This is a genomic window from Sutcliffiella horikoshii (assembly GCF_020524325.1).
GTDB lineage: Bacteria > Bacillota > Bacilli > Bacillales > Bacillaceae_I > Sutcliffiella_A > Sutcliffiella_A horikoshii_D.
The window spans coordinates 109,171-127,129 of record NZ_JAIVKY010000006.1 but is presented as its reverse complement, the minus strand read 5'-3'; the positions used below and the strand labels follow the sequence as shown (position 1 = coordinate 127,129).

At 38.6% G+C, this 17,959-nt stretch carries 21 protein-coding genes; 11 read left to right on the top strand and 10 right to left on the bottom strand.

All coding sequences use genetic code 11. The features are described from left to right. The first annotated feature begins 111 nt into the window (after positions 1–111). Positions 112–648, top strand: coding sequence for a sigma factor-like helix-turn-helix DNA-binding protein (locus LC091_RS07705; RefSeq protein WP_226681454.1), 537 nt, complete (start codon positions 112–114; stop codon positions 646–648). Further along, positions 632–1,114 carry an ATP-dependent Clp protease proteolytic subunit gene (locus LC091_RS07700; RefSeq protein ID WP_226681453.1) on the top strand — a complete coding sequence of 161 codons (483 nt, stop codon included), beginning with the start codon at positions 632–634 and terminating at the stop codon, positions 1,112–1,114. The genes LC091_RS07705 and LC091_RS07700 overlap by 17 nt, the downstream gene beginning before the upstream one ends. Positions 1,115–1,152: 38 nt before the next feature. On the opposite strand, the gene LC091_RS07695 is transcribed toward LC091_RS07700, so the two are convergent. After that, positions 1,153–1,737, bottom strand: coding sequence for a TetR/AcrR family transcriptional regulator (locus LC091_RS07695; protein WP_226681688.1), 585 nt, complete (start codon positions 1,735–1,737; stop codon positions 1,153–1,155). A gap of 172 nt (positions 1,738–1,909) precedes the next feature. Here LC091_RS07695 and LC091_RS07690 point away from each other — a divergent pair, with 172 nt between their 5' ends. The 4 genes from LC091_RS07690 (at position 1,910) to LC091_RS07675 (ending at position 5,581) form a co-directional block, all read left to right on the top strand. After that, entirely contained in the window at positions 1,910–2,821 is a 912-nt protein-coding gene (locus LC091_RS07690) for an ABC transporter ATP-binding protein (protein WP_226681452.1), read from the top strand. Next, positions 2,821–4,425, top strand: coding sequence for an ABC transporter permease (locus LC091_RS07685; protein ID WP_226681451.1), 1,605 nt, complete (start codon positions 2,821–2,823; stop codon positions 4,423–4,425). Before LC091_RS07690 ends, LC091_RS07685 begins: the two co-directional genes overlap by 1 nt. A gap of 95 nt (positions 4,426–4,520) precedes the next feature. Continuing rightward, positions 4,521–4,970, top strand: a complete 450-nt coding sequence (locus LC091_RS07680) for a DUF2512 family protein (protein ID WP_226681450.1) — start codon at positions 4,521–4,523, stop codon at positions 4,968–4,970. An 86-nt stretch (positions 4,971–5,056) separates the two neighbouring features. Then, positions 5,057–5,581 carry a cupin domain-containing protein gene (locus tag LC091_RS07675; RefSeq protein WP_226681449.1) on the top strand — a complete coding sequence of 175 codons (525 nt, stop codon included), beginning with the start codon at positions 5,057–5,059 and terminating at the stop codon, positions 5,579–5,581. Between the two features lie 35 nt (positions 5,582–5,616). Here the strand turns inward: LC091_RS07675 and LC091_RS07670 are convergent, their stop codons facing one another. Further along, positions 5,617–5,970 carry a winged helix-turn-helix transcriptional regulator gene (locus LC091_RS07670; protein ID WP_226681448.1) on the bottom strand — a complete coding sequence of 118 codons (354 nt, stop codon included), beginning with the start codon at positions 5,968–5,970 and terminating at the stop codon, positions 5,617–5,619. A gap of 199 nt (positions 5,971–6,169) precedes the next feature. On the opposite strand from LC091_RS07670, the gene LC091_RS07665 reads away from it, so the two are divergent. From LC091_RS07665 to LC091_RS07650, 4 genes are all read left to right on the top strand, one after another. Next, positions 6,170–7,384 (top strand): MFS transporter, encoded by a 1,215-nt coding sequence (locus tag LC091_RS07665; RefSeq protein WP_226681687.1) that lies wholly within the window; start codon positions 6,170–6,172, stop codon positions 7,382–7,384. 119 nt (positions 7,385–7,503) lie between these two features. Then, positions 7,504–7,752 carry an RNA polymerase sigma factor sigma-70 region 4 domain-containing protein gene (locus LC091_RS07660; protein ID WP_226681447.1) on the top strand — a complete coding sequence of 83 codons (249 nt, stop codon included), beginning with the start codon at positions 7,504–7,506 and terminating at the stop codon, positions 7,750–7,752. Further along, entirely contained in the window at positions 7,710–8,453 is a 744-nt protein-coding gene (locus LC091_RS07655; RefSeq protein ID WP_226681446.1) for an LAGLIDADG family homing endonuclease, read from the top strand. The genes LC091_RS07660 and LC091_RS07655 overlap by 43 nt, the downstream gene beginning before the upstream one ends. Before the next feature lie 505 nt (positions 8,454–8,958). Beyond that, on the top strand, positions 8,959–9,423 hold the full coding sequence (locus LC091_RS07650; protein WP_226681686.1) for a nucleoside deaminase: 465 nt from the start codon (positions 8,959–8,961) through the stop codon (positions 9,421–9,423). A 34-nt stretch (positions 9,424–9,457) separates the two neighbouring features. Here the strand turns inward: LC091_RS07650 and LC091_RS07645 are convergent, their stop codons facing one another. From LC091_RS07645 to LC091_RS07630, 4 genes are all read right to left on the bottom strand, one after another. Beyond that, the gene (locus tag LC091_RS07645; protein WP_226681445.1) at positions 9,458–10,024 is read right to left on the bottom strand and encodes a cysteine hydrolase family protein; all 567 of its coding nucleotides are present in this window, start codon (positions 10,022–10,024) and stop codon (positions 9,458–9,460) included. Between the two features lie 431 nt (positions 10,025–10,455). Further along, on the bottom strand, positions 10,456–12,900 hold the full coding sequence (gene parC, locus LC091_RS07640) for a DNA topoisomerase IV subunit A (protein WP_226681444.1): 2,445 nt from the start codon (positions 12,898–12,900) through the stop codon (positions 10,456–10,458). A gap of 3 nt (positions 12,901–12,903) precedes the next feature. Then, positions 12,904–14,880, bottom strand: a complete 1,977-nt coding sequence (gene parE / locus LC091_RS07635; RefSeq protein ID WP_226681443.1) for a DNA topoisomerase IV subunit B — start codon at positions 14,878–14,880, stop codon at positions 12,904–12,906. 232 nt (positions 14,881–15,112) lie between these two features. Further along, the gene (locus LC091_RS07630) at positions 15,113–15,526 is read right to left on the bottom strand and encodes a CoA-binding protein (RefSeq protein WP_226681442.1); all 414 of its coding nucleotides are present in this window, start codon (positions 15,524–15,526) and stop codon (positions 15,113–15,115) included. Positions 15,527–15,721: 195 nt separating this feature from the next. Between LC091_RS07630 and plsY the strand changes: the two genes are divergently transcribed. Further along, positions 15,722–16,327, top strand: a complete 606-nt coding sequence (gene plsY / locus LC091_RS07625; protein ID WP_226681441.1) for a glycerol-3-phosphate 1-O-acyltransferase PlsY — start codon at positions 15,722–15,724, stop codon at positions 16,325–16,327. 38 nt (positions 16,328–16,365) lie between these two features. Here the strand turns inward: plsY and LC091_RS07620 are convergent, their stop codons facing one another. Genes LC091_RS07620 through LC091_RS07610 form a run of 4 tightly spaced genes read right to left on the bottom strand, consistent with a single transcriptional unit; the run spans position 16,366 to position 17,905 of the window. Continuing rightward, complete coding sequence (locus tag LC091_RS07620; protein WP_226681440.1) at positions 16,366–16,833, bottom strand: NUDIX domain-containing protein; 468 nt, start codon at positions 16,831–16,833, stop codon at positions 16,366–16,368. 1 nt (position 16,834) lies between these two features. Further along, complete coding sequence (locus LC091_RS20350) at positions 16,835–16,957, bottom strand: hypothetical protein (protein ID WP_264179257.1); 123 nt, start codon at positions 16,955–16,957, stop codon at positions 16,835–16,837. Between the two features lie 28 nt (positions 16,958–16,985). Next, entirely contained in the window at positions 16,986–17,378 is a 393-nt protein-coding gene (locus tag LC091_RS07615; protein ID WP_226681439.1) for a VOC family protein, read from the bottom strand. Further along, positions 17,375–17,905, bottom strand: coding sequence for a nucleotidyltransferase family protein (locus tag LC091_RS07610; RefSeq protein WP_404819673.1), 531 nt, complete (start codon positions 17,903–17,905; stop codon positions 17,375–17,377). Before LC091_RS07610 ends, LC091_RS07615 begins: the two co-directional genes overlap by 4 nt. Positions 17,906–17,959: the final 54 nt, after the last annotated feature.

Here is a 17,959-nt window from a genome sequence, read left to right as displayed (position 1 = left end):
TTTACAGTATGTTTACATATTACTTACTTCAAAATATTTTTACTGTCCCCCGTATCTTAAGGGCCTAATGAAACGTTTAGATAATAGAGTGGAGTAAAGGAGTGTGGCTCAGTGAAAAATGCTAAGAAAAGAATGTTAGTTAAGACTGATTTGTCCCGGGAAGAGTACATGCAGGACCATTACCATAAATTGCTTCGCTACTGTCTCTTTCTCACAAAAAACGAATGGGATGGAAATGACCTTGCGCAGGAAACCATGGAAAAGATCATCAAGCATTACTCTCATTCAGCTGTTATAAGCCAAAGTCTTCTCAAGAAAGTTGCTTATAACAAGTGGATTGATGTTGTTCGAAGACGACAAAAGGAAACAATTCAGGATGTTCTTAATGAAGAGATCTATCATCACCATTTGGAGAAAGCCCTCTTCATTACAGATACTTTACTTACACATACTACACCAAAACAGGCAGTGATATTCTTTCTTACAGAGGCATTTGATTATCAATCCGCTGAAATTACCGACATGCTTGGCACAACCGAAGGAGCGGTAAAAGCAGCTTTGCACCGCTCTAGAAAAAGACTCAACAAAAAAGAGGCACCTAACATTGAGCGCATAGATAGTTTTTGGAGCGATGAGGAAAATCAATGATCAGATTGCTAATAGTGTCGTTGCGCAATTGCTGTTTCTAGCTGCTGATGACCCAGATAAAGACATATCCATCTATATCAACAGCCCAGGCGGCTCTACTACTGCTGGGTTTGCCATTCTTGATACAATGCACTATATCAAACCAGATGTTCGAACAATCTGTATTGGGATGGCCGCATCTTTTGGAGCAATGCTGTTGATGGCCGGAACGAAGGGAAAGAGGCTGGCATTACCAAATAGTGAAATTATGATTCACCAGCCACTGGGTGGGGCAAGAGGTCAGGCGACGGAAATTGAAATATCCGCTCGTAGAATCCTGAAGTTAAAGGATGACCTTCATAAGCTGATTGCTGATTATACTGGACAGCCAATTAAAAAGATTGAGCGGGATACCGACAGAGATAAATTTATGACTGCTGAAGAGGCAAAAGAATACGGAATTATCGATGAGGTAATCAAAAAGTGATGATAAAAAACAGGCACCTCACTAGAGGGTGCCTGTTTTTACTCTTTTTTACCGATAATACCGTAAAAAAAGATATTGGTAATGTCTTCTGTTAGCGGAAGTACTTTTTGATATACCTCCTCTTTTTGCATATAATCTTTCAGCATCTGAACATAGAAAAGAATTGCCTCCTGGGAAAGATTTGGATCAACATATCCTTGTTCCTTCCCTTCCTCAAACAGCTTAGCAAAATAGGGAAGTGCTTTTTCTACATAGATTTTCTCAATGATATTACCTTCCGTTGCATATTCCTTCATCATGAAGTGATAAAATTCCTCATGAATCTGCTTAGAGATTTCTTTTTTATTGAAGATAATTTGTTTTATCTTTTCTGGGAATGGAATATCGCTATGAATGAGTTTTTCAAAGTCGTCAGAAGTTTTATTTATGTAATAACCAAACACATCACTTGTTAATTTATGTTTGCTTTCGAAATAATTATAGATTGTTACTTGCGAAACATTGGCCTTTTGCGCTATTTCTGATATGGATACTTTCTGAACTCCATACTCCATAAAAAGAGCCAAGGCTGCTTCTAGGATATCTTGTTTCTTTTGTTCTCTCCGTCGTTGAAAACCGTCCATCATTTTTCACCTCATCTTTATTTTAATCAAAATTATGTAATAAAACAAATAAAATAGTTCATAAACTCTTGTCAAAGGGTCACTTTATATATATTATGAACTATGTAAGTTAAAATATTTCATATTTTGCTTTTCTGTATGATTTATCATGTAGATTAAGGGAGGGTCTTTCATGACCATATTAGAGACAAAACATTTATGTAAAACTTTCGGGAAATTCACTGCGTTGGACGGGGTTAATCTAAATGTTAACAGCGGCGAGGTATATGGCTTTATCGGACCAAATGGAGCGGGGAAATCCACCACTATTCGTATATTATTAGGCATTCTAAAAGCTACACAGGGGGAAGCAAAGATATTTGGACTTGATGCTTGGAAGGACGCTGTAGAGATTCATAAACGCATAGCATATGTACCTGGTGATGTGACATTATGGCCAAATCTAACTGGAGGAGAGGTCATTGATCTATTCATGAAACTTCGTGGAGGAAGCGACAGCGGAAGGAGGGAAGAGCTAGTTGAGAGATTTAAACTGGATCCTTCTAAGAAATGTAGAACCTATTCTAAAGGAAATCGACAAAAAGTAGCATTAGTTGCAGCATTTGCTTCTAATGCAGATCTATATATATTAGATGAACCTACTTCAGGGCTTGATCCGTTAATGGAAATGGTTTTTCAGGAGTGCGTCTTAGAGGCTAAGCTCGCCGGAAAGAGCGTACTTCTCTCAAGCCACATCTTATCCGAAGTTGAAAAGCTATGTGACCGTGTTGGAATCATCCGACAAGGAAAGATCATTGAAACAGGGACGTTACAAGAGTTGAGACACTTAACAAGAACAAACCTTCTTATCGAAACAACCCAGCCTGTACTGGATATTGGCTCTTTGAAAGGAGTACATGAGGTGGAACAGAGGGAAGATGCATTATCTTTTCAAGTAGATGCTGAAGAACTCGCAGCGGTCATGAAACATGTTAGCGGGTTCGGTCTTGTAAAATTAGAGAGTTCTCCTCCAACACTAGAGGACTTGTTTATGCGTCATTATGAAGGCGGCGCTTCCAAAATGGGAGCGGGAGGAGAAGCCTGATGTGGAAACAACGTTTTAGTAATACAGGTAACCTTATTTTCTTCATTTTGAAACGGGATAAAATTCGCATTCCGATCTGGCTTATTTCAATTACACTAATTACTTTACTAACTGCCACTTCTTTTTCTGGTTTGTATGCCAATGACCAGGAAAGGCAAGCAATCGCTGAGACGATGAAAAATCCTGCTATGACGGCAATGGTTGGTAAGGGCTATGGATTGGAAAACTATACAGAAGGACCGATGATGGCACATCAAATGCTTCTTTTTACAGCAATAGTGGTGGCAATCATGAGTATCCTTCTCGTTACTCGTCATACAAGAAATGATGAGGAAGAGGGACGAATTGAATTAATACGTTCCTTGCCTGTAGGTCGTTTAGCTAATGTTACTGCAACTCTAGTTGTAATGACTGCAACAAATGCTTTATTGGCTTTATTAATTGCATTTAGCTTATTCTTTTTGGGGATAGAAAGCATCGATTTGAACGGTTCTATTTTATATGGTGCAGCATTAGGTGCTACAGGGCTATTTTTCACGGGTATTACAAGTCTTTTTGCACAGTTATCCTCGAATCCGAGGGGGACAATTGGTTTATCATTTACAGTCCTTGCATTTTCGTACTTAGTTCGTGCGGTAGGGGATGTAAGTAATGATACTTTGTCATGGTTTTCCCCACTGGGGTGGGTATTGGGTACAGAGGTTTATGTGAACAACTATTGGTGGTCAATTTTTCTTACAATTGGTAGCTCTATAATAATTGCCATAATTGCGCTCTATTTGCATTCGCTGCGTGATATTGGCTCCGGCTTCATCCCAACAAAGCCAGGTAAAAGGAATGCATCACGATTCTTAAGTAGTCCTTTCGGATTGGCGTTCAGGCTCCAACGGACTGCAATCATCGCTTGGGCAATTGGAATGTTTATCTTAGGTGTGTCTTATGGCTCCGTGTTGGGAGACCTCGAAACATTCTTTTCTAGCAATGAAATGATGGCTGAAATGTTACCGCCTGTGGAAGGATACACGTTAACCGAACAGTTTATGACCATGCTCATGGCGATTATTTCGATGATTTGTACAATTCCTCCTATCATGTTTTTGTTAAAGCTAAAAGGGGAGGAGAAGAGGGGGCAACTGGAGCCGATTCTTTCTAAGAGCGTGTCAAGATTAAAGCTCCTCGGAAGTTATATGCTGTTGTCTCTCATCTTTGGCTTTATTATGCTAACCTTAGCTATAGTCGGTTTGTGGGTAGCAGCAGATTCAGTCATGGACGATCCTATTTCGTTGCAGTCATTTTTAAAAGCAGGGTTAGTCTATTTGCCCGCTTTGTGGATCATGACTGGAATTGGGGTTGCTACAATTGGATTAAAACCTAAACTAACAGGCATCACTTGGCTTGTACTGGGCTATTCATTTTTTGTAGTTTATCTTGGTGGAATGCTCAAACTACCTGAATGGATGGCAAATTTATCGCCATACGGACACATTCCGCAGATTCCAGTGGAAGAGGTCAGCTATCTAACTCTTGCGATCCTTATTTTTATTGCTATTTTATTAACATTAGTAGGTTTTATTGGATATCGTCGTCGTGATATAACTGGATAATGTTAATGTGCCCCCTTGTTTTAATAACGAGGGGGGTTTACTTGTATAAAACACCTTTTCATCGAGCAATCTACAAAGGAAAAGGAGTGAAATATATGAAGCATTTAATGCCGATATTAATCAAATTCATTGCAAGCTTTTTAATCCTATCCTTTTTCTTAAATCAGTTTGCTGAAATCTCGTTCCTAGATATCCTTTTGACAACCGTTCTCCTTATTACTTTTTCGTATTTTGTAGTGGATGATATGGTATTGCCGCGAACGAATTATACATTTGCGGCTGGATTTGACTTTGTATTTAACTTTGCCACTATCGCTTTTATGGTATACATTTTAACTAATTTAAGTGGCGGATTCTTGTTACCATCTGCAATTGCAGCATTAACCATCACAGTCTTTGAAGTGTTTTTTCACCTATACCTTGTCAAAAGTGTTTTTCCAGATCACCCGAGAAAGAAATCGAAGAGGGAAGCTCCACCGATGGAACTACAAACAGAGTTCTCAGAAGAGTTAAGTGTACATGAAAGCAAGAAGAGAGAAGACTAAACCCAATATTTCTGTTGGGTTTTTCTTTTTGTTTGCTATACTTTTATATATTCCGTTTTAATTGGGGAAGGAGTCTATGAGCAATTATGAGTCTTGATAAAGTGAAAGATTGGGTAGAGGCATTAGGGCTTGAAGCGCATCCAGAAGGGGGCTTTTACAAACAAACATACGTGTCAGGAGAAAACATCACTGATAATGAACTATCTGTTTCTTTCGATGGTAAGCGAAAGCTCTATTCAAGCATCTATTTTTTACTTACAGATAAAAACATTTCACACTTTCATCGGTTAAAATCAGATGAATTATGGTATTTTCATGGGGGCAGTTCATTAACCGTCCACGTCATTACAGAATCAGGGAAGTATGAGCAACACAAGTTAGGTTTGAATTTAGGTGAAGGGGAGAGACCACAGGTATTAGTTCCAAAAAACTCTATTTTTGGTTCAAGTGTCGACATTCCAAATAGTTATGCTTTAGTTGGTTGCATGGTGTCTCCTGGCTTCGAATTCAAGGATTTTGAAATGTTCACCCAAACAGAATTAATGGAAAAGTATCCAGAACACGAGAAAATTATTCGGAAGATGGCTTATGAAGAGTTGCCAAATGAATGAAGTAACCCCCTTTCAAAGGAATGGAAGGGGGTTACTTATTTTTCATTTGTATCAATTAAAACTAACTCTTTATCTGGGTAGGTTTTCTCAATATGGTGTTCCCCCCATGCACAAAGCATGTCCAAAGCAGGCTTCAGGGACCAGCCGTAATCAGTTAATTCATACTCTACTTTAGGAGGTACCTGATTATAAATAATGCGATTGACAACACCATCAGCCTCAAGCTCTCTAAGTTGTTGAGTGAGCATCTTTTGCGTAATAGTAGGCATCAGTCTTTTAAGTTCGCTAGTGCGTCTTTTACTTTTAATTAGGTGACACAAGATCACTACTTTCCACTTGCCACCGATAACTTCCAATGCAGCTTCCACTGGAATATTGTATTTCTTCATAAAGTATCCCTTCTTTGTAAGGTATTTATTTCACTCATTATACCACCATGTTCTTAAAGGTAAATAGGGTACTTCCAGGTGCCTACCTCACTTTAAAGTGCGTACTTACATTTAATAACCACTGCCCTCATAATAAGAACTCGAAAGGTTACCAAATGGCGCCAAAGGTAATCTGCATATTATGAAGGAGGCATTTATGATGAATTCACAAGCAATTTCTATAGATCAAACTAAAACAAACAGAAGAAATAGTACGTTAGCATTGTTAGCATTAGCAATTAGTGCTTTTGGAATTGGGACAACGGAATTCGTTCCAGTTGGCTTATTGTCAACGATATCAAATGATTTAAACATCTCGATCACAATGGCCGGTTTATTAATCTCGGGCTATGCGATGGGTGTTGCCATTGGTGCACCAGTTTTAACCGCACTAACAAATAAGATGAATCGAAAGACGTTACTTATCTCCCTAATGATTGTATTTATTATTGGTAATACAGTAGCAGCACTATCCAATAGTTATGAATTACTATTAGTGGCACGGTTTATCACTGCTTTCTCACACGGAATCTTCTTTTCAATAGGGGCAACTATTGCTGCAGATCTTGTTCCTGCCGACAAAAGAGCAAGCGCCATTGCATTGATGTTTACAGGATTAACTGTGGCGACAGTAACAGGTGTACCACTAGGAACCTTTATTGGACAAATGTTTGGCTGGAGAGCAACGTTTTGGGGAGTTGCTTTGTTGGGAGTGATTGGAGCAGTAGCAAGTTCAATTCTAATTCCGCGCAATTTAAAAGAGGCACCACCATCAACGTTACGTGAGCAACTTGATGTGTTGAAAAACAGTAAACTTCTGATGGCTTTTGCGATAACCGCTTTAGGATATGGTGGGACTTTCGTGGCATTCACTTACTTGACACCACTTTTAGAAACCGTCACAGGATTTAGCGCAAAGTGGGTAAGTGGTATCTTACTTGTTTATGGAATCGCTGTTGCAGTAGGGAATGTAATTGGCGGTAAAGCATCAGATAAGAACCCTTTGAAGGCACTAATGTGGATGTTTATAATGCAAGCTGTCATTTTGGTTGTGTTGACATTTGCAGCACCATTTAAAGTTGTAGGGTTGATTGTGATCTTCTTAATGGGGATGTTTGCATTTATGAATGTACCTGGACTTCAGGTGTTGGTCGTGAACCTTGCGGAAAAATATGTACCTTCTGCAGTAAACGTGGCTTCTGCGCTCAATATTGCAGCATTTAACGTAGGGATAGCGATTGGATCGTTGTTAGGCGGGATTATTGTGGATTCCATAGGTCTGATTCATACTCCATGGATTGGGGGAGTCATGGTGATGGGGGCTGTCGGGTTGACAGTTAAGTTGATGAAGATGGAAGAAAAAACTGCTCAGTGATGGGCGGTTTTTTCTTTTTTTATGAGGGGAAGTGCTATTATTTGCACTTAAGAACAAATGTTCGTATAATAGAAATATAGGTAATTAGATCTAGAACTAGAGGAGAGGAAGGCGAAAATATGAAGCAGATGCCAAATAGAAAAATCACCTTAGACCTCCGAGAAATTATTAAAATGTATGAAGATGGCATGAGTACCACTGAGATTGCAATCGAAGGGAATGTAACTAGCCGAAGAATTACACAAATTCTTAAGAAAAATAATGTGAAACTGCGACCAAGGGGACATTGGAAAAGGAAATATCATATAAATGAGGATTATTTCAAGTGCTGGTCACCGAACATGGCGTATATATTAGGATTTTTTTAGCAGATGGCGTTATAAGTGGAGAAGGACAAACAGTAAGTTTTGCACAAAAGGAAATTGAAATTCTTGATGAAATAAGGCATGAAATGAAATCTAATCATCCAATTGGGGAATATAAAAATGGGGTATATTTCCTTAATATAAACAGCAAAATTATTAAAGATGACCTGATGAATATACATGGTTTAACACCAAACAAATCTAAAACGGTTAAATTTCCTTATGTACCAGAAGAATATATGCATCATTTTATAAGAGGTTATTTTGATGGAGATGGAAGTATATATAAAAAAGGAAATATGATAAACTTTGTTGGAGGTTCATATTCCTTTATTTTAGAGTTAAGAAATATACTCGAAGACAAAGGATTCGACCCAATAATTACGAGCAAAGATAATCACTTCAGAATTTACATAAGCGGCAAAAAGACCATAAAACAATTTGGAGACTGGATATACAATGATAAAAAATTATATCTGAAAAGAAAGTTTGATATTTACAATAAAGAAGAGTTAACAGCTGAACAGTTAATAAACAAAGCGCCAAAAAATCCTACTAAGCAAAGAGTATTCCTTAAAGAGTTAAAGTTTTACAACTCTATAAATAAAGCACGTTTACATGCAAATATTTCTGTTGAGCAGTTAGAGAATTGGATTAAAACTGATGATCGATTTGCAAATATTAAAATCATAACAAAAATATAAATACTTGAGATTAGAGGAGTAACTTAATACTCCTCTAATCTTTTATTTTCTTCGGGGTCTACATAACACTTATTATAGGAAGTTATGTAAAAAAAGCTATTTTGTATCAAAAACAAAGTAAACTTATGATAGTGAGACGAAATTAAAAAAATGATTAAAATACATCGTTTAATTATTTATTAATTTTAATTGGATTTGTTCAATAAACTTACAATCATTATTATCAAACCTAAAACCTTAAACCAATCAAGTATTTCTGGCTAATCAGATTTAGTTATTTTTTGATCTATTGTCCCTAATATCATTTATTTTTAATCATCATATACAGTCATCTCTTTTCATTACGGTTTACATAATAGTATTACCGCAATCATTTTTTAATTTTGTTCCTCCATTGCTGCTAATAATATTTACATGTATTTATTTCTCAAGCGTATTAACTCTAAAGAAATGCAATAAGATGTTAGAAATCCCTTTCTGTGGAGGTGTTTCTTTGGAAAAGCATATGCACGAATTCTTTCTTCACCGCGCCATTGACTTGGCTGTACAAAATGTTAAAGAAAATGGCGGTCCATTTGGCGCAGTTATTACAAAAAACAATCAAATAATTGCTGAAGGTGTCAACAAAGTGACCAGTAATCTCGATCCAACGGCCCATGCTGAAGTTATGGCTATACGGCAGGCTTGCAATAGTTTACAAACCTTTGAACTTAAAGATTGTATACTTTATAGCAGCTGTGAGCCTTGTCCGATGTGTCTTGGCGCTATTTATTGGGCACGAATTCCAACCGTATATTTTGCTGCAGACCGAAAAGACGCTGCAGCCATTCATTTTGATGACGAGTTTATTTATCGTGAAGTTCAACTTGATCCTGCAAATCGAACCCTCCCTTTTATTCATTTACCTCTAGTAAACTCCTTGCAACCATTTATAAATTGGAGTAAAAAAATTGATCGGACTCATTATTGAAAAACAACGCCACTTTGCAATGGCGTTGTTTTTATTAATTCTTTATTGTTTTTTGTTGAAACAATTTTTTCACTTCATGAGTTGTAATAACCTCTGCAAATTCTTGGTGTAATGCCGATAAAGCGTAACGATGAACTTCTTCTGCTGATAGCTTCAAACCGTCATAGGAAACAGTCTCATATGCTGCAGTTGCGTCACTGCAAACATATGTTCTATACCCGAGATTTCCAGCCATTCTTACTGTAGTAGATATACAATGATTGGAGGTTAATCCAATAACAATTAGTGTTTGATAGCCATTTTTCTTTAGGTAACTGTCCAATTCTGTTCCGATAAAACAACTGTTAACATTTTTACGGATAAAATATTCATCTTCCATCGGCTCAAATCCCAGCTTTAAAGCATATCCAGGGTTGCTGGGATGAAGTTTAGAGTTTGGATCTTGGGATACGTGTTGAACGTGTATGATAGGAAAATCTTTTTGTCTCCACGCTTTCATAAGTTCTAGCATTCTATCTTCTGCATCCGGGTTATTGCGTTGACCCCATGCTGGATCATCAAATCCTTTTTGTACATCTACAACTAGTAATACTGGCTTCATAATACATCCCCTCTCTTTTCTCCACTATATTATTAGACCGTTTTAATAGATATGCTTGTATTAATTTTTCTTGGTGCATTATTTACTCCATATTATATCAGTTATTGCATTCTCTTCTGTTTCAGAATTAATTTTTAAGTGGAGAATCTGTTCATATTTTGAACTGTTCTACCTTTAATTCGTGACCTTCTACCATAAAACTGTTACCTTCTACATTTCCCGGATTTACTTCTACATTTCCCACACAACCTTCTACCTCAAAATTAAGATGTTCTACACTTTTAGCATTTTAACTCACCTTAAGTTTACATAATATAAATCCAGTAAACTAACTACTGTCTTTTCAAGCACCCTTTCACCAAAAATTTGACACAACAAACAAAAAACCGCCTTTCCACGCGAAAACCTCACGCAGAAAAGCGGTCTAATTTCTATTTTTCCTTACCTTCTACTTCCTCTTCCGTCTCGACCCACATCTCCACTACATCTCCTGCTTCCTGTTGGTCCAGGACGAAAGATCCGTTTGAATAGCGGTCATTGTTACGGTAAGATGCGGCAGCTAGTTTCTCCACCGTACCTTTATCTGTTTGTACATAAATGAAACTTGAAGGCTCCACAAGATCAACTGCTGCTATCTGATGTGGATTATTTTTTACTTCACGAAGCATGACAAGCCCGCGTTTAGCTCGAGTTGCTTTATCAAACTCAGTAATTTTCAATTTCTTCACGGCCCCTCGATGAGTGGCGATAAACAACATGGCCTTTGATTCTTTCACGAATACTAATCCGCTCACTACAAAATCACTTTCTTTCAAGTTTATACCCTTCACCCCAGCTGCACGGACGCCAACGACATTAATCTCCTCTTCCGTAAACCAAAGTCCATATCCGCTTCTCGTTGCCAAGAAGATATCCTGAGCGCCGTCTGTTAGATGCACATCGACTACCTGGTCATCCCCTTTAAGGTTTACGGCCATTAATGGCTTAGAGTAGCGTTGTGCTTTGTAAGCACTCAACTCTGTTTTCTTGACCATCCCATTACGTGTTACAAACAACAAGAATTTAGGGTCCTCGAAATTACTTACAGGTATTGCTTTTATTATGGACTCATCTCGGTCAATTGGGACAATGTTTGCCACGTGCTGGCCCATGTCCTTCCAGCGGATATCAGGTAGTTCATGGACTGGCAGATACAGATAATTACCTTTGTTAGTGAACAATAGCAACGTTTGTGTTGTATTGATATCCAGTTTAGAAATGATTCGGTCGGTTTCTTTCATGCCGAAATCCTGCCCATTGGATGCTGAGTAGGAACGTAAGCTTGTACGTTTTACGTACCCATCCTTCGTGACCGTCACGATGACATCCTCTGATGGAATCATCACTTCCAAGTTAATTTTTAGTTCCTCAATCTGGTCCTGGATTCGGGAGCGACGATCATTGGTATAAAGCTTTTTCACACGCTTGAGATCAGATTTTATGACAGAAAACAGTTTTTTCTCGCTTGCTAGAATTGCTTCTAATTCTGCAACCTTCTTAGCAAGTTCATCCGCTTCTGCTTGCAACGCTGTGATATCAGTGTTAGTTAAACGGTATAACTGCAAGGAAACGATGGCTTCCGCTTGCGGTTCTGTAAAAGTGAACTTGGCAATCAAGTTATCTTTAGCGTCGCGTTTGTCTTTGGAAGCACGGATTGTAGCAATTACTTCGTCTAGAATAGACAGGGCTTTCATTAAGCCTTCTACAACATGTTGGCGTTCCTTTGCTCTGTTTAACTCAAAGCGTGAACGATTTGAGATTACTTCTTTCTGGTGATCTATGTACGCATCTAAAAAGTGAGGTAATCCCATTAATGTCGGGCGCTTTTTATAGATGGCAACCATGTTGAAGTTGAATGTGATTTGCAGATCGGTATTTTTATAAAGGTAATTTAATATACCGTTTGCATCTGCTTCTTTTTTTAACTCGATGACAACACGTAAGCCTGTACGGTCGGTTTCGTCACGTACTTCTGAGATACCGTCCACTTTTTTGTCATATCGAAGTTCATCAATTTTCTTTACGAGATTTGCTTTGTTCACTTCATATGGAACCTCAGTGATAACAATCTGCTGCTTTCCGCCACGGATGTCTTCCACTTCAGCCAACCCGCGCACGATGATCTTGCCTTTTCCAGTTTCGTAGGCTTTTTTAATTCCTTCTACCCCTTGAATAATACCCCCGGTAGGGAAATCTGGTCCCTTGACCACTGTCATAAGCTCATCCACTGTAACAGAAGGGTTATCGATACGCATGATGGTTGCATCAATAACTTCTCCGAGATGATGTGGTGGTATGTCTGTTGCATATCCTGCAGAGATTCCGGTAGAACCATTAACTAAAAGATTCGGATACATCGCAGGAAGAACAACCGGTTCTTGAGAGGTATCATCAAAATTAGGAATAAATTCTACTGTTTTTTTATCAAGATCACGTAAAAGCTCGGATGCGATTGGTGATAATCTTGCCTCCGTGTAACGCATCGCCGCTGGTGGGTCACCATCAATGCTACCGTTGTTACCGTGCATCTCGATAAGCATATTTCTTACCTTCCAGTCCTGACTCATACGGACCATAGCATCATACACAGAGGAATCTCCATGTGGATGATAGTTACCGATTACGTTACCGACAGTTTTGGCAGATTTACGGAATGGTTTATCATGTACATTTCCTTCTGCGTACATGGCATATAAAATTCGTCGTTGTACTGGTTTAAGTCCATCACGTGCATCTGGTAATGCACGCTCTTGGATAATATATTTACTATAACGTCCAAATCGGTCGCCTAAAACTTCCTCTAGGGGTAAGTCGTGAAATTTCTCTATCTGTGTCATCTGTTATACCTCCTCTGCTGCGACCAACAAGTTATCATTTTCAAGAATATTAGGGTCCTCTTCCAAACCAAAGGCAACATGGCTTTCAATCCATTTACGTCTTGGTTCCACTTTATCACCCATTAGTGTAGTTACACGGCGCTCAGCACGAGCTGCATCGTCGATTCGTACGCGAATTAGGGTACGGGTATCCGGGTTCATGGTTGTTTCCCACAATTGATCTGCGTTCATTTCCCCTAGACCTTTGTAACGTTGAATAGTATAACCGCGACCAATCTTTTGGATAGCTCCTTGCAACTCTTCATCAGACCAAGCGTATTCCAATACTTCTTTCTTCCCGGTCCCTTTGCTTACTTTGTAAAGAGGTGGAAGGGCGATAAACACTTTTCCAGCTTCAATAAGCGGCTTCATATAGCGATAAAAGAAGGTCAATAGCAACACTTGAATATGCGCACCATCTGTATCGGCATCGGTCATGATAACCACTTTATCGTAGTTTATGTCTTCCACTGAAAAATCCGGTCCAACTCCACCGCCTATTGCATGAATAATCGTATTGATCTCTTCGTTTTTAAAGATATCTGCAAGTTTCGCTTTTTCCGTGTTAATGACTTTTCCTCGAAGTGGCAACACTGCTTGGAAACGGCGATCACGGCCTTGTTTTGCGGAACCTCCTGCAGAGTCGCCCTCTACCAGGTAAATCTCATTTTTCTGAGGGTTACGGGATTGAGCTGGAGTCAATTTCCCACTAAGCATCGCATCAGAACGTTTTCGCTTTTTCCCGCTCCTAGCATCTTCTCTTGCTTTTCTAGCCGCTTCTCTGGCTTGGAAGGCCTTAATAGATTTTTTAACGAGCATCGAACTGGTATCAGGATTTTCCTCTAAAAAGTAAGCAAGATGTTCTGAAACTACACTATCTACCGCAGAGCGCGCCTCACTGGTCCCAAGTTTCCCTTTTGTCTGTCCTTCAAACTGCAAGAGTTCCTCTGGAATGCGAACGGAAATAATCGCAGATAATCCTTCTCTTATATCAGATCCGTCCAAATTTTTGTCTTTTTCCTTTAGAAGATTCACTTTTCTGGCGTATTCGTTAAAAATACGGGTCATTGCTGTTTTTGCACCAGCTTCATGTGTCCCGCCGTCTTTCGTTCTAACATTGTTAACAAAAGATAAGATGGTTTCAGAATATCCGTCATTAAATTGAAAAGCGAAATCTATCTCAATCCCGTTTTGAGCACCTTCAAAAGAAACGACATTGTGAAGCGAATCCTTCTCCTCATTAAGGTAAGTGACGAATGCTTCAATGCCGCTTTCATAATGAAATACCTCTTTAACAGAATTCCTTTCATCATTCAGCTCTATTTTTAACCCTTTTAATAAAAAGGCAGATTCACGTAGACGTTCACATAGTGTCTCGAAATTATATGTTGTGGTGCTAAAGATTGTTGTGTCCGGTTTGAAATGAATCGTTGTACCGGTTTGATTAGTTGTACCAATCTTTTCAAGCGTTGTTACTGGCTTGCCGCCATTTTCAAAACGCTGCTCGTAAACAATACCGTCCCGCTTGATTGTTACCGTCAACCATTCGGATAAAGCATTTACGACAGAGGCACCTACACCGTGTAATCCACCACTCGTTTTGTATCCGCCTTGACCAAACTTTCCACCTGCATGTAATACCGTTAAAATTACTTCGGGGGTAGGTTTTCCCATTTTATGCATTCCGGTAGGCATACCTCGGCCTTTATCCTTCACGCTTATGCTATTATCTTTGTGTATCGTCACAATGATATGGTCCCCGTAACCGCCTAAGGCTTCGTCGACGGAATTATCAAGGATTTCGTATACAAGGTGATGAAGACCTCTGCTGTCCGTACTTCCAATATACATACCAGGACGTTTACGTACAGCCTCGAGACCTTCTAATACCTGTATCGCATCATCGTTATATTCAAACGTATTTTTTGCCACCAAAAACATACCCCTTTCACTACTACTACCAATAAATCACGTTATGTATGAATTTCCTTTTATCTACACGGATTTGTTGTTTGTTCACAACAAATATTCGTTTATATATTATCATACATTTGAAACTTGTCTATGTTCTATTGTATAGGGTTCTTAGACTTTAGCCAATATAATCTGGCGCAAATTGTCATTAAATGAATAAAAATCCTTGTTTTTTTATAAAAACAAGGACGCGTCTGACCTATTTTGTTAAAGCGTGTTCCACTTTAATGCAACGATCCATAATGACAGTATAGCCCTTTTCTTTCAACAGTTCGTAGGTTTTTTCATCAGCAAGTCCAAGTTGTGCCCAATAAACGTCTGCATCTACTTGTAAAAATTCCTCTGCAACTCCATATAAATGCTCAGAACGACGGAATACATTGACAATATCAATATGCCCTTCCACTTCTTTTAAAGTGGGAACAGCCTTCACGCCTAAGACTTCATTTACAGTAGGATTAACTGGAATAATCTCGTATCCTGCATCTTGCATTGCTTTTGATACCATATAGGATGTACGTGCAGGGTTATCAGATAATCCAACTACAGCAATCCGCTTGCTCTTTTTCAATATCTTTCCGATTTCTTCTCTGCTAGGTATTTCAATATTCATTTTTTGTCCCCTTCCTTTTCTAAAAAAGTTAATTCTTACTGTTATACCCGTTTAGCCTAGTTTTAACAACGTATAACAACCTGATATTAGTACTTACTCATAAAAAATTCGCGATAACTTGCAATAAACCCTTTGCTTCCTGTTAAATTTAACATATATTAAAGATAGGGATTATTACATAAAGGGGTTTAATGAATGACTGAACTATTAATTATTATACTTGCATACCTCATCGGTTCCATTCCTTTTGCACTTGTAGTGGGTAAAGTAGGTTATGGAATTGACATCCGTGAACACGGAAGTGGGAATTTAGGTGGTACTAACACGTTCCGTACATTAGGTGTAAAGGCAGGAATGATTGTAACGATATGCGACATCTTAAAAGGGACACTCGCTGCCTCGTTGCCTTTCTTACTTGGAGCTGACATTCATCCGCTTCTTGCTGGCGCCTGTGCCGTAGTCGGACATGTTTATCCTATTTTTGCGAAATTTAAAGGCGGTAAAGCAGTAGCAACCTCAGGTGGAGTTCTATTGTTCGCCAGTCCGCTTCTGTTCGGCTTAATGTTATTTTGCTTCTTTCTTTTCTTGTTTTTAACGAAATATGTATCTTTATCTTCTATGTTGACCGGAGTGGTAACCACCATTTATAGCATTGCTTTTGGAGACCTTCCACTTATTATTGCGGTGTCATTACTGACAGCATTTGTCATCTTTAAACACCGGGAAAATATTGGTAGAATCATCCAGAAGACAGAGCCGAAAATCACTTGGTTAAGTTTAAAAAAGAAGAAGGCATCTTAGAGCATTCGATTTTTTCTCGGATGCTTTTTTATATGTCATTAATGCTTTGTTACCACTTCTTTTACAGCATTTTGGACCTCATCATCCCAAACTACATGTTTCTCAAAAGTTCCCTCTTCAAAAAATAAGGGAAACCTTTTTTTGAACCAATCTTGCATGGGGAGTTCAAGGGCTTCGGATATTGCCACCCATTTTAACTCTCCTTCTGGTGGAGATGTTAAAAGTTGTCCACTAAAAGTATATGTTAGATAATTAAACACCATATATCTTTCATCTTCCAACTCGTTTACATATTCATCTAGACCCTTATAGATTAAGTTACTTACCTCCAAGCCAGTTTCTTCACGAACTTCTCGAATAGCGCCTTCTGTTAGACTTTCAGGGAAATCCACTTTCCCGCCCGGTCCTATGAAGCCAGGAAATCCTTTATCTTTCGGCCTATTAATTAAGAGAACTTTATCTCCATCCACTACAAGACACATCGTATACATGTTAATCTTAGTCATCTCATCTATCCTTTTTTTCTAACAATTCTATGATTCTTTTATTCTGCTTTACCAATTGTCCAAGGTAGGAAATGATGGTTCCTATCCCAATAGCAATTCCTATAAGTAATACTGTATGAAACATTGTTTTTCCTCCTTTGGAATCTTTATATTCAAGGAGCCACAAGCTCTACTTTAATCCGGTCAGGATCTTCAAAAAATGCCGCATAATAGTTTTCCCCGCCAGCATATGGATGTTTGTCAGCATAAAGCATATTTACTCCACGAGTCTTTAGTTTTACACTTAATTCGTCAACATGATCCCGTGATGCTGCATGAAAAGCAAGATGATTTAGGCCTACCCTGCACCGATGATAAGGAACATCGAGAAATCTTTCTTCCGTTTGCACAAAAACTATGTATGTATTTTCTATTTTCCAACTCTGTCCGCTTTCCCATTCTTGATAGGGCTCATATCCCAATTCTTCGAGCAGCCAACCCCAGAATTCTTTCGTTTTCTTCAGGTCCGACACATACAATTCTATATGATGAAGCATTCCTGTCATAAATTTACACCTTCCACATGTAAAATAGTGATATTCGGCCATATTGCCTGCCAATTTTTCTGTTTCAAGCGAGTTTCATAAATGCTGGCATGTTCTGCTGTCTTTTTATAAAGAGGTGTAGGCTTTACCTCTAAGTTTATAAGATCTTGAATTCCGCAAGGAGCAGCTAATTGCAATTGATTGTCTCGGTCTAATTTAACTCCTAATGCCGTGGCAGTTTCTGGAAACTTAGACATTGCTTCCGTGGAATTAGCATATGGCGGCAAATTATTAATGACGTGCATCCTTGCTTGGTTTTTAACGGACCATGGTTCAACGGGGCATAGTTCTAGCAGTCTTTTTTCAAGCTGCTTTTCCTTTTCCTCTGTTATATCATTTTTATCATAATAAATAACATCTATGTCCGGCAAAGGAGTCCTACTATTATGTCCGTGTAATGTATCCCACACCTTTGTTCTGACAAATCCAGCACATACCCACCAATCAGGTAGATTAAGGGCTTTTGCCGCTCTCAATATATCCATCATCCATTCATCCGATTCAATAAGATTCAGTACATCATTTTCAGTATGTAACAAGAA

What these genes read in the sequence shown, in the direction of transcription:
- LC091_RS07700 (WP_226681453.1), top strand. Translation starts at nt 632, where the DNA reads ATGAGGAAAATCAATGATCAGATTGCTAATAGTGTCGTTGCGCAATTG.
- LC091_RS07695 (WP_226681688.1), bottom strand. Translation starts at nt 1,737, where the DNA reads ATGGACGGTTTTCAACGACGGAGAGAACAAAAGAAACAAGATATCCTA.
- LC091_RS07690 (WP_226681452.1), top strand. Translation starts at nt 1,910, where the DNA reads ATGACCATATTAGAGACAAAACATTTATGTAAAACTTTCGGGAAATTC.
- LC091_RS07685 (WP_226681451.1), top strand. Translation starts at nt 2,821, where the DNA reads ATGTGGAAACAACGTTTTAGTAATACAGGTAACCTTATTTTCTTCATT.
- LC091_RS07680 (WP_226681450.1), top strand. Translation starts at nt 4,521, where the DNA reads ATGAAGCATTTAATGCCGATATTAATCAAATTCATTGCAAGCTTTTTA.
- LC091_RS07675 (WP_226681449.1), top strand. Translation starts at nt 5,057, where the DNA reads ATGAGTCTTGATAAAGTGAAAGATTGGGTAGAGGCATTAGGGCTTGAA.
- LC091_RS07670 (WP_226681448.1), bottom strand. Translation starts at nt 5,970, where the DNA reads ATGAAGAAATACAATATTCCAGTGGAAGCTGCATTGGAAGTTATCGGT.
- LC091_RS07665 (WP_226681687.1), top strand. Translation starts at nt 6,170, where the DNA reads ATGAATTCACAAGCAATTTCTATAGATCAAACTAAAACAAACAGAAGA.
- LC091_RS07660 (WP_226681447.1), top strand. Translation starts at nt 7,504, where the DNA reads ATGAAGCAGATGCCAAATAGAAAAATCACCTTAGACCTCCGAGAAATT.
- LC091_RS07650 (WP_226681686.1), top strand. Translation starts at nt 8,959, where the DNA reads ATGCACGAATTCTTTCTTCACCGCGCCATTGACTTGGCTGTACAAAAT.
- LC091_RS07645 (WP_226681445.1), bottom strand. Translation starts at nt 10,024, where the DNA reads ATGAAGCCAGTATTACTAGTTGTAGATGTACAAAAAGGATTTGATGAT.
- parC (WP_226681444.1), bottom strand. Translation starts at nt 12,900, where the DNA reads ATGACACAGATAGAGAAATTTCACGACTTACCCCTAGAGGAAGTTTTA.
- parE (WP_226681443.1), bottom strand. Translation starts at nt 14,880, where the DNA reads ATGTTTTTGGTGGCAAAAAATACGTTTGAATATAACGATGATGCGATA.
- LC091_RS07630 (WP_226681442.1), bottom strand. Translation starts at nt 15,526, where the DNA reads ATGAATATTGAAATACCTAGCAGAGAAGAAATCGGAAAGATATTGAAA.
- plsY (WP_226681441.1), top strand. Translation starts at nt 15,722, where the DNA reads ATGACTGAACTATTAATTATTATACTTGCATACCTCATCGGTTCCATT.
- LC091_RS07620 (WP_226681440.1), bottom strand. Translation starts at nt 16,833, where the DNA reads ATGACTAAGATTAACATGTATACGATGTGTCTTGTAGTGGATGGAGAT.
- LC091_RS20350 (WP_264179257.1), bottom strand. Translation starts at nt 16,957, where the DNA reads ATGTTTCATACAGTATTACTTATAGGAATTGCTATTGGGATAGGAACC.
- LC091_RS07615 (WP_226681439.1), bottom strand. Translation starts at nt 17,378, where the DNA reads ATGACAGGAATGCTTCATCATATAGAATTGTATGTGTCGGACCTGAAG.
- LC091_RS07610 (WP_404819673.1), bottom strand. Translation starts at nt 17,905, where the DNA reads ATGATGGATATATTGAGAGCGGCAAAAGCCCTTAATCTACCTGATTGG.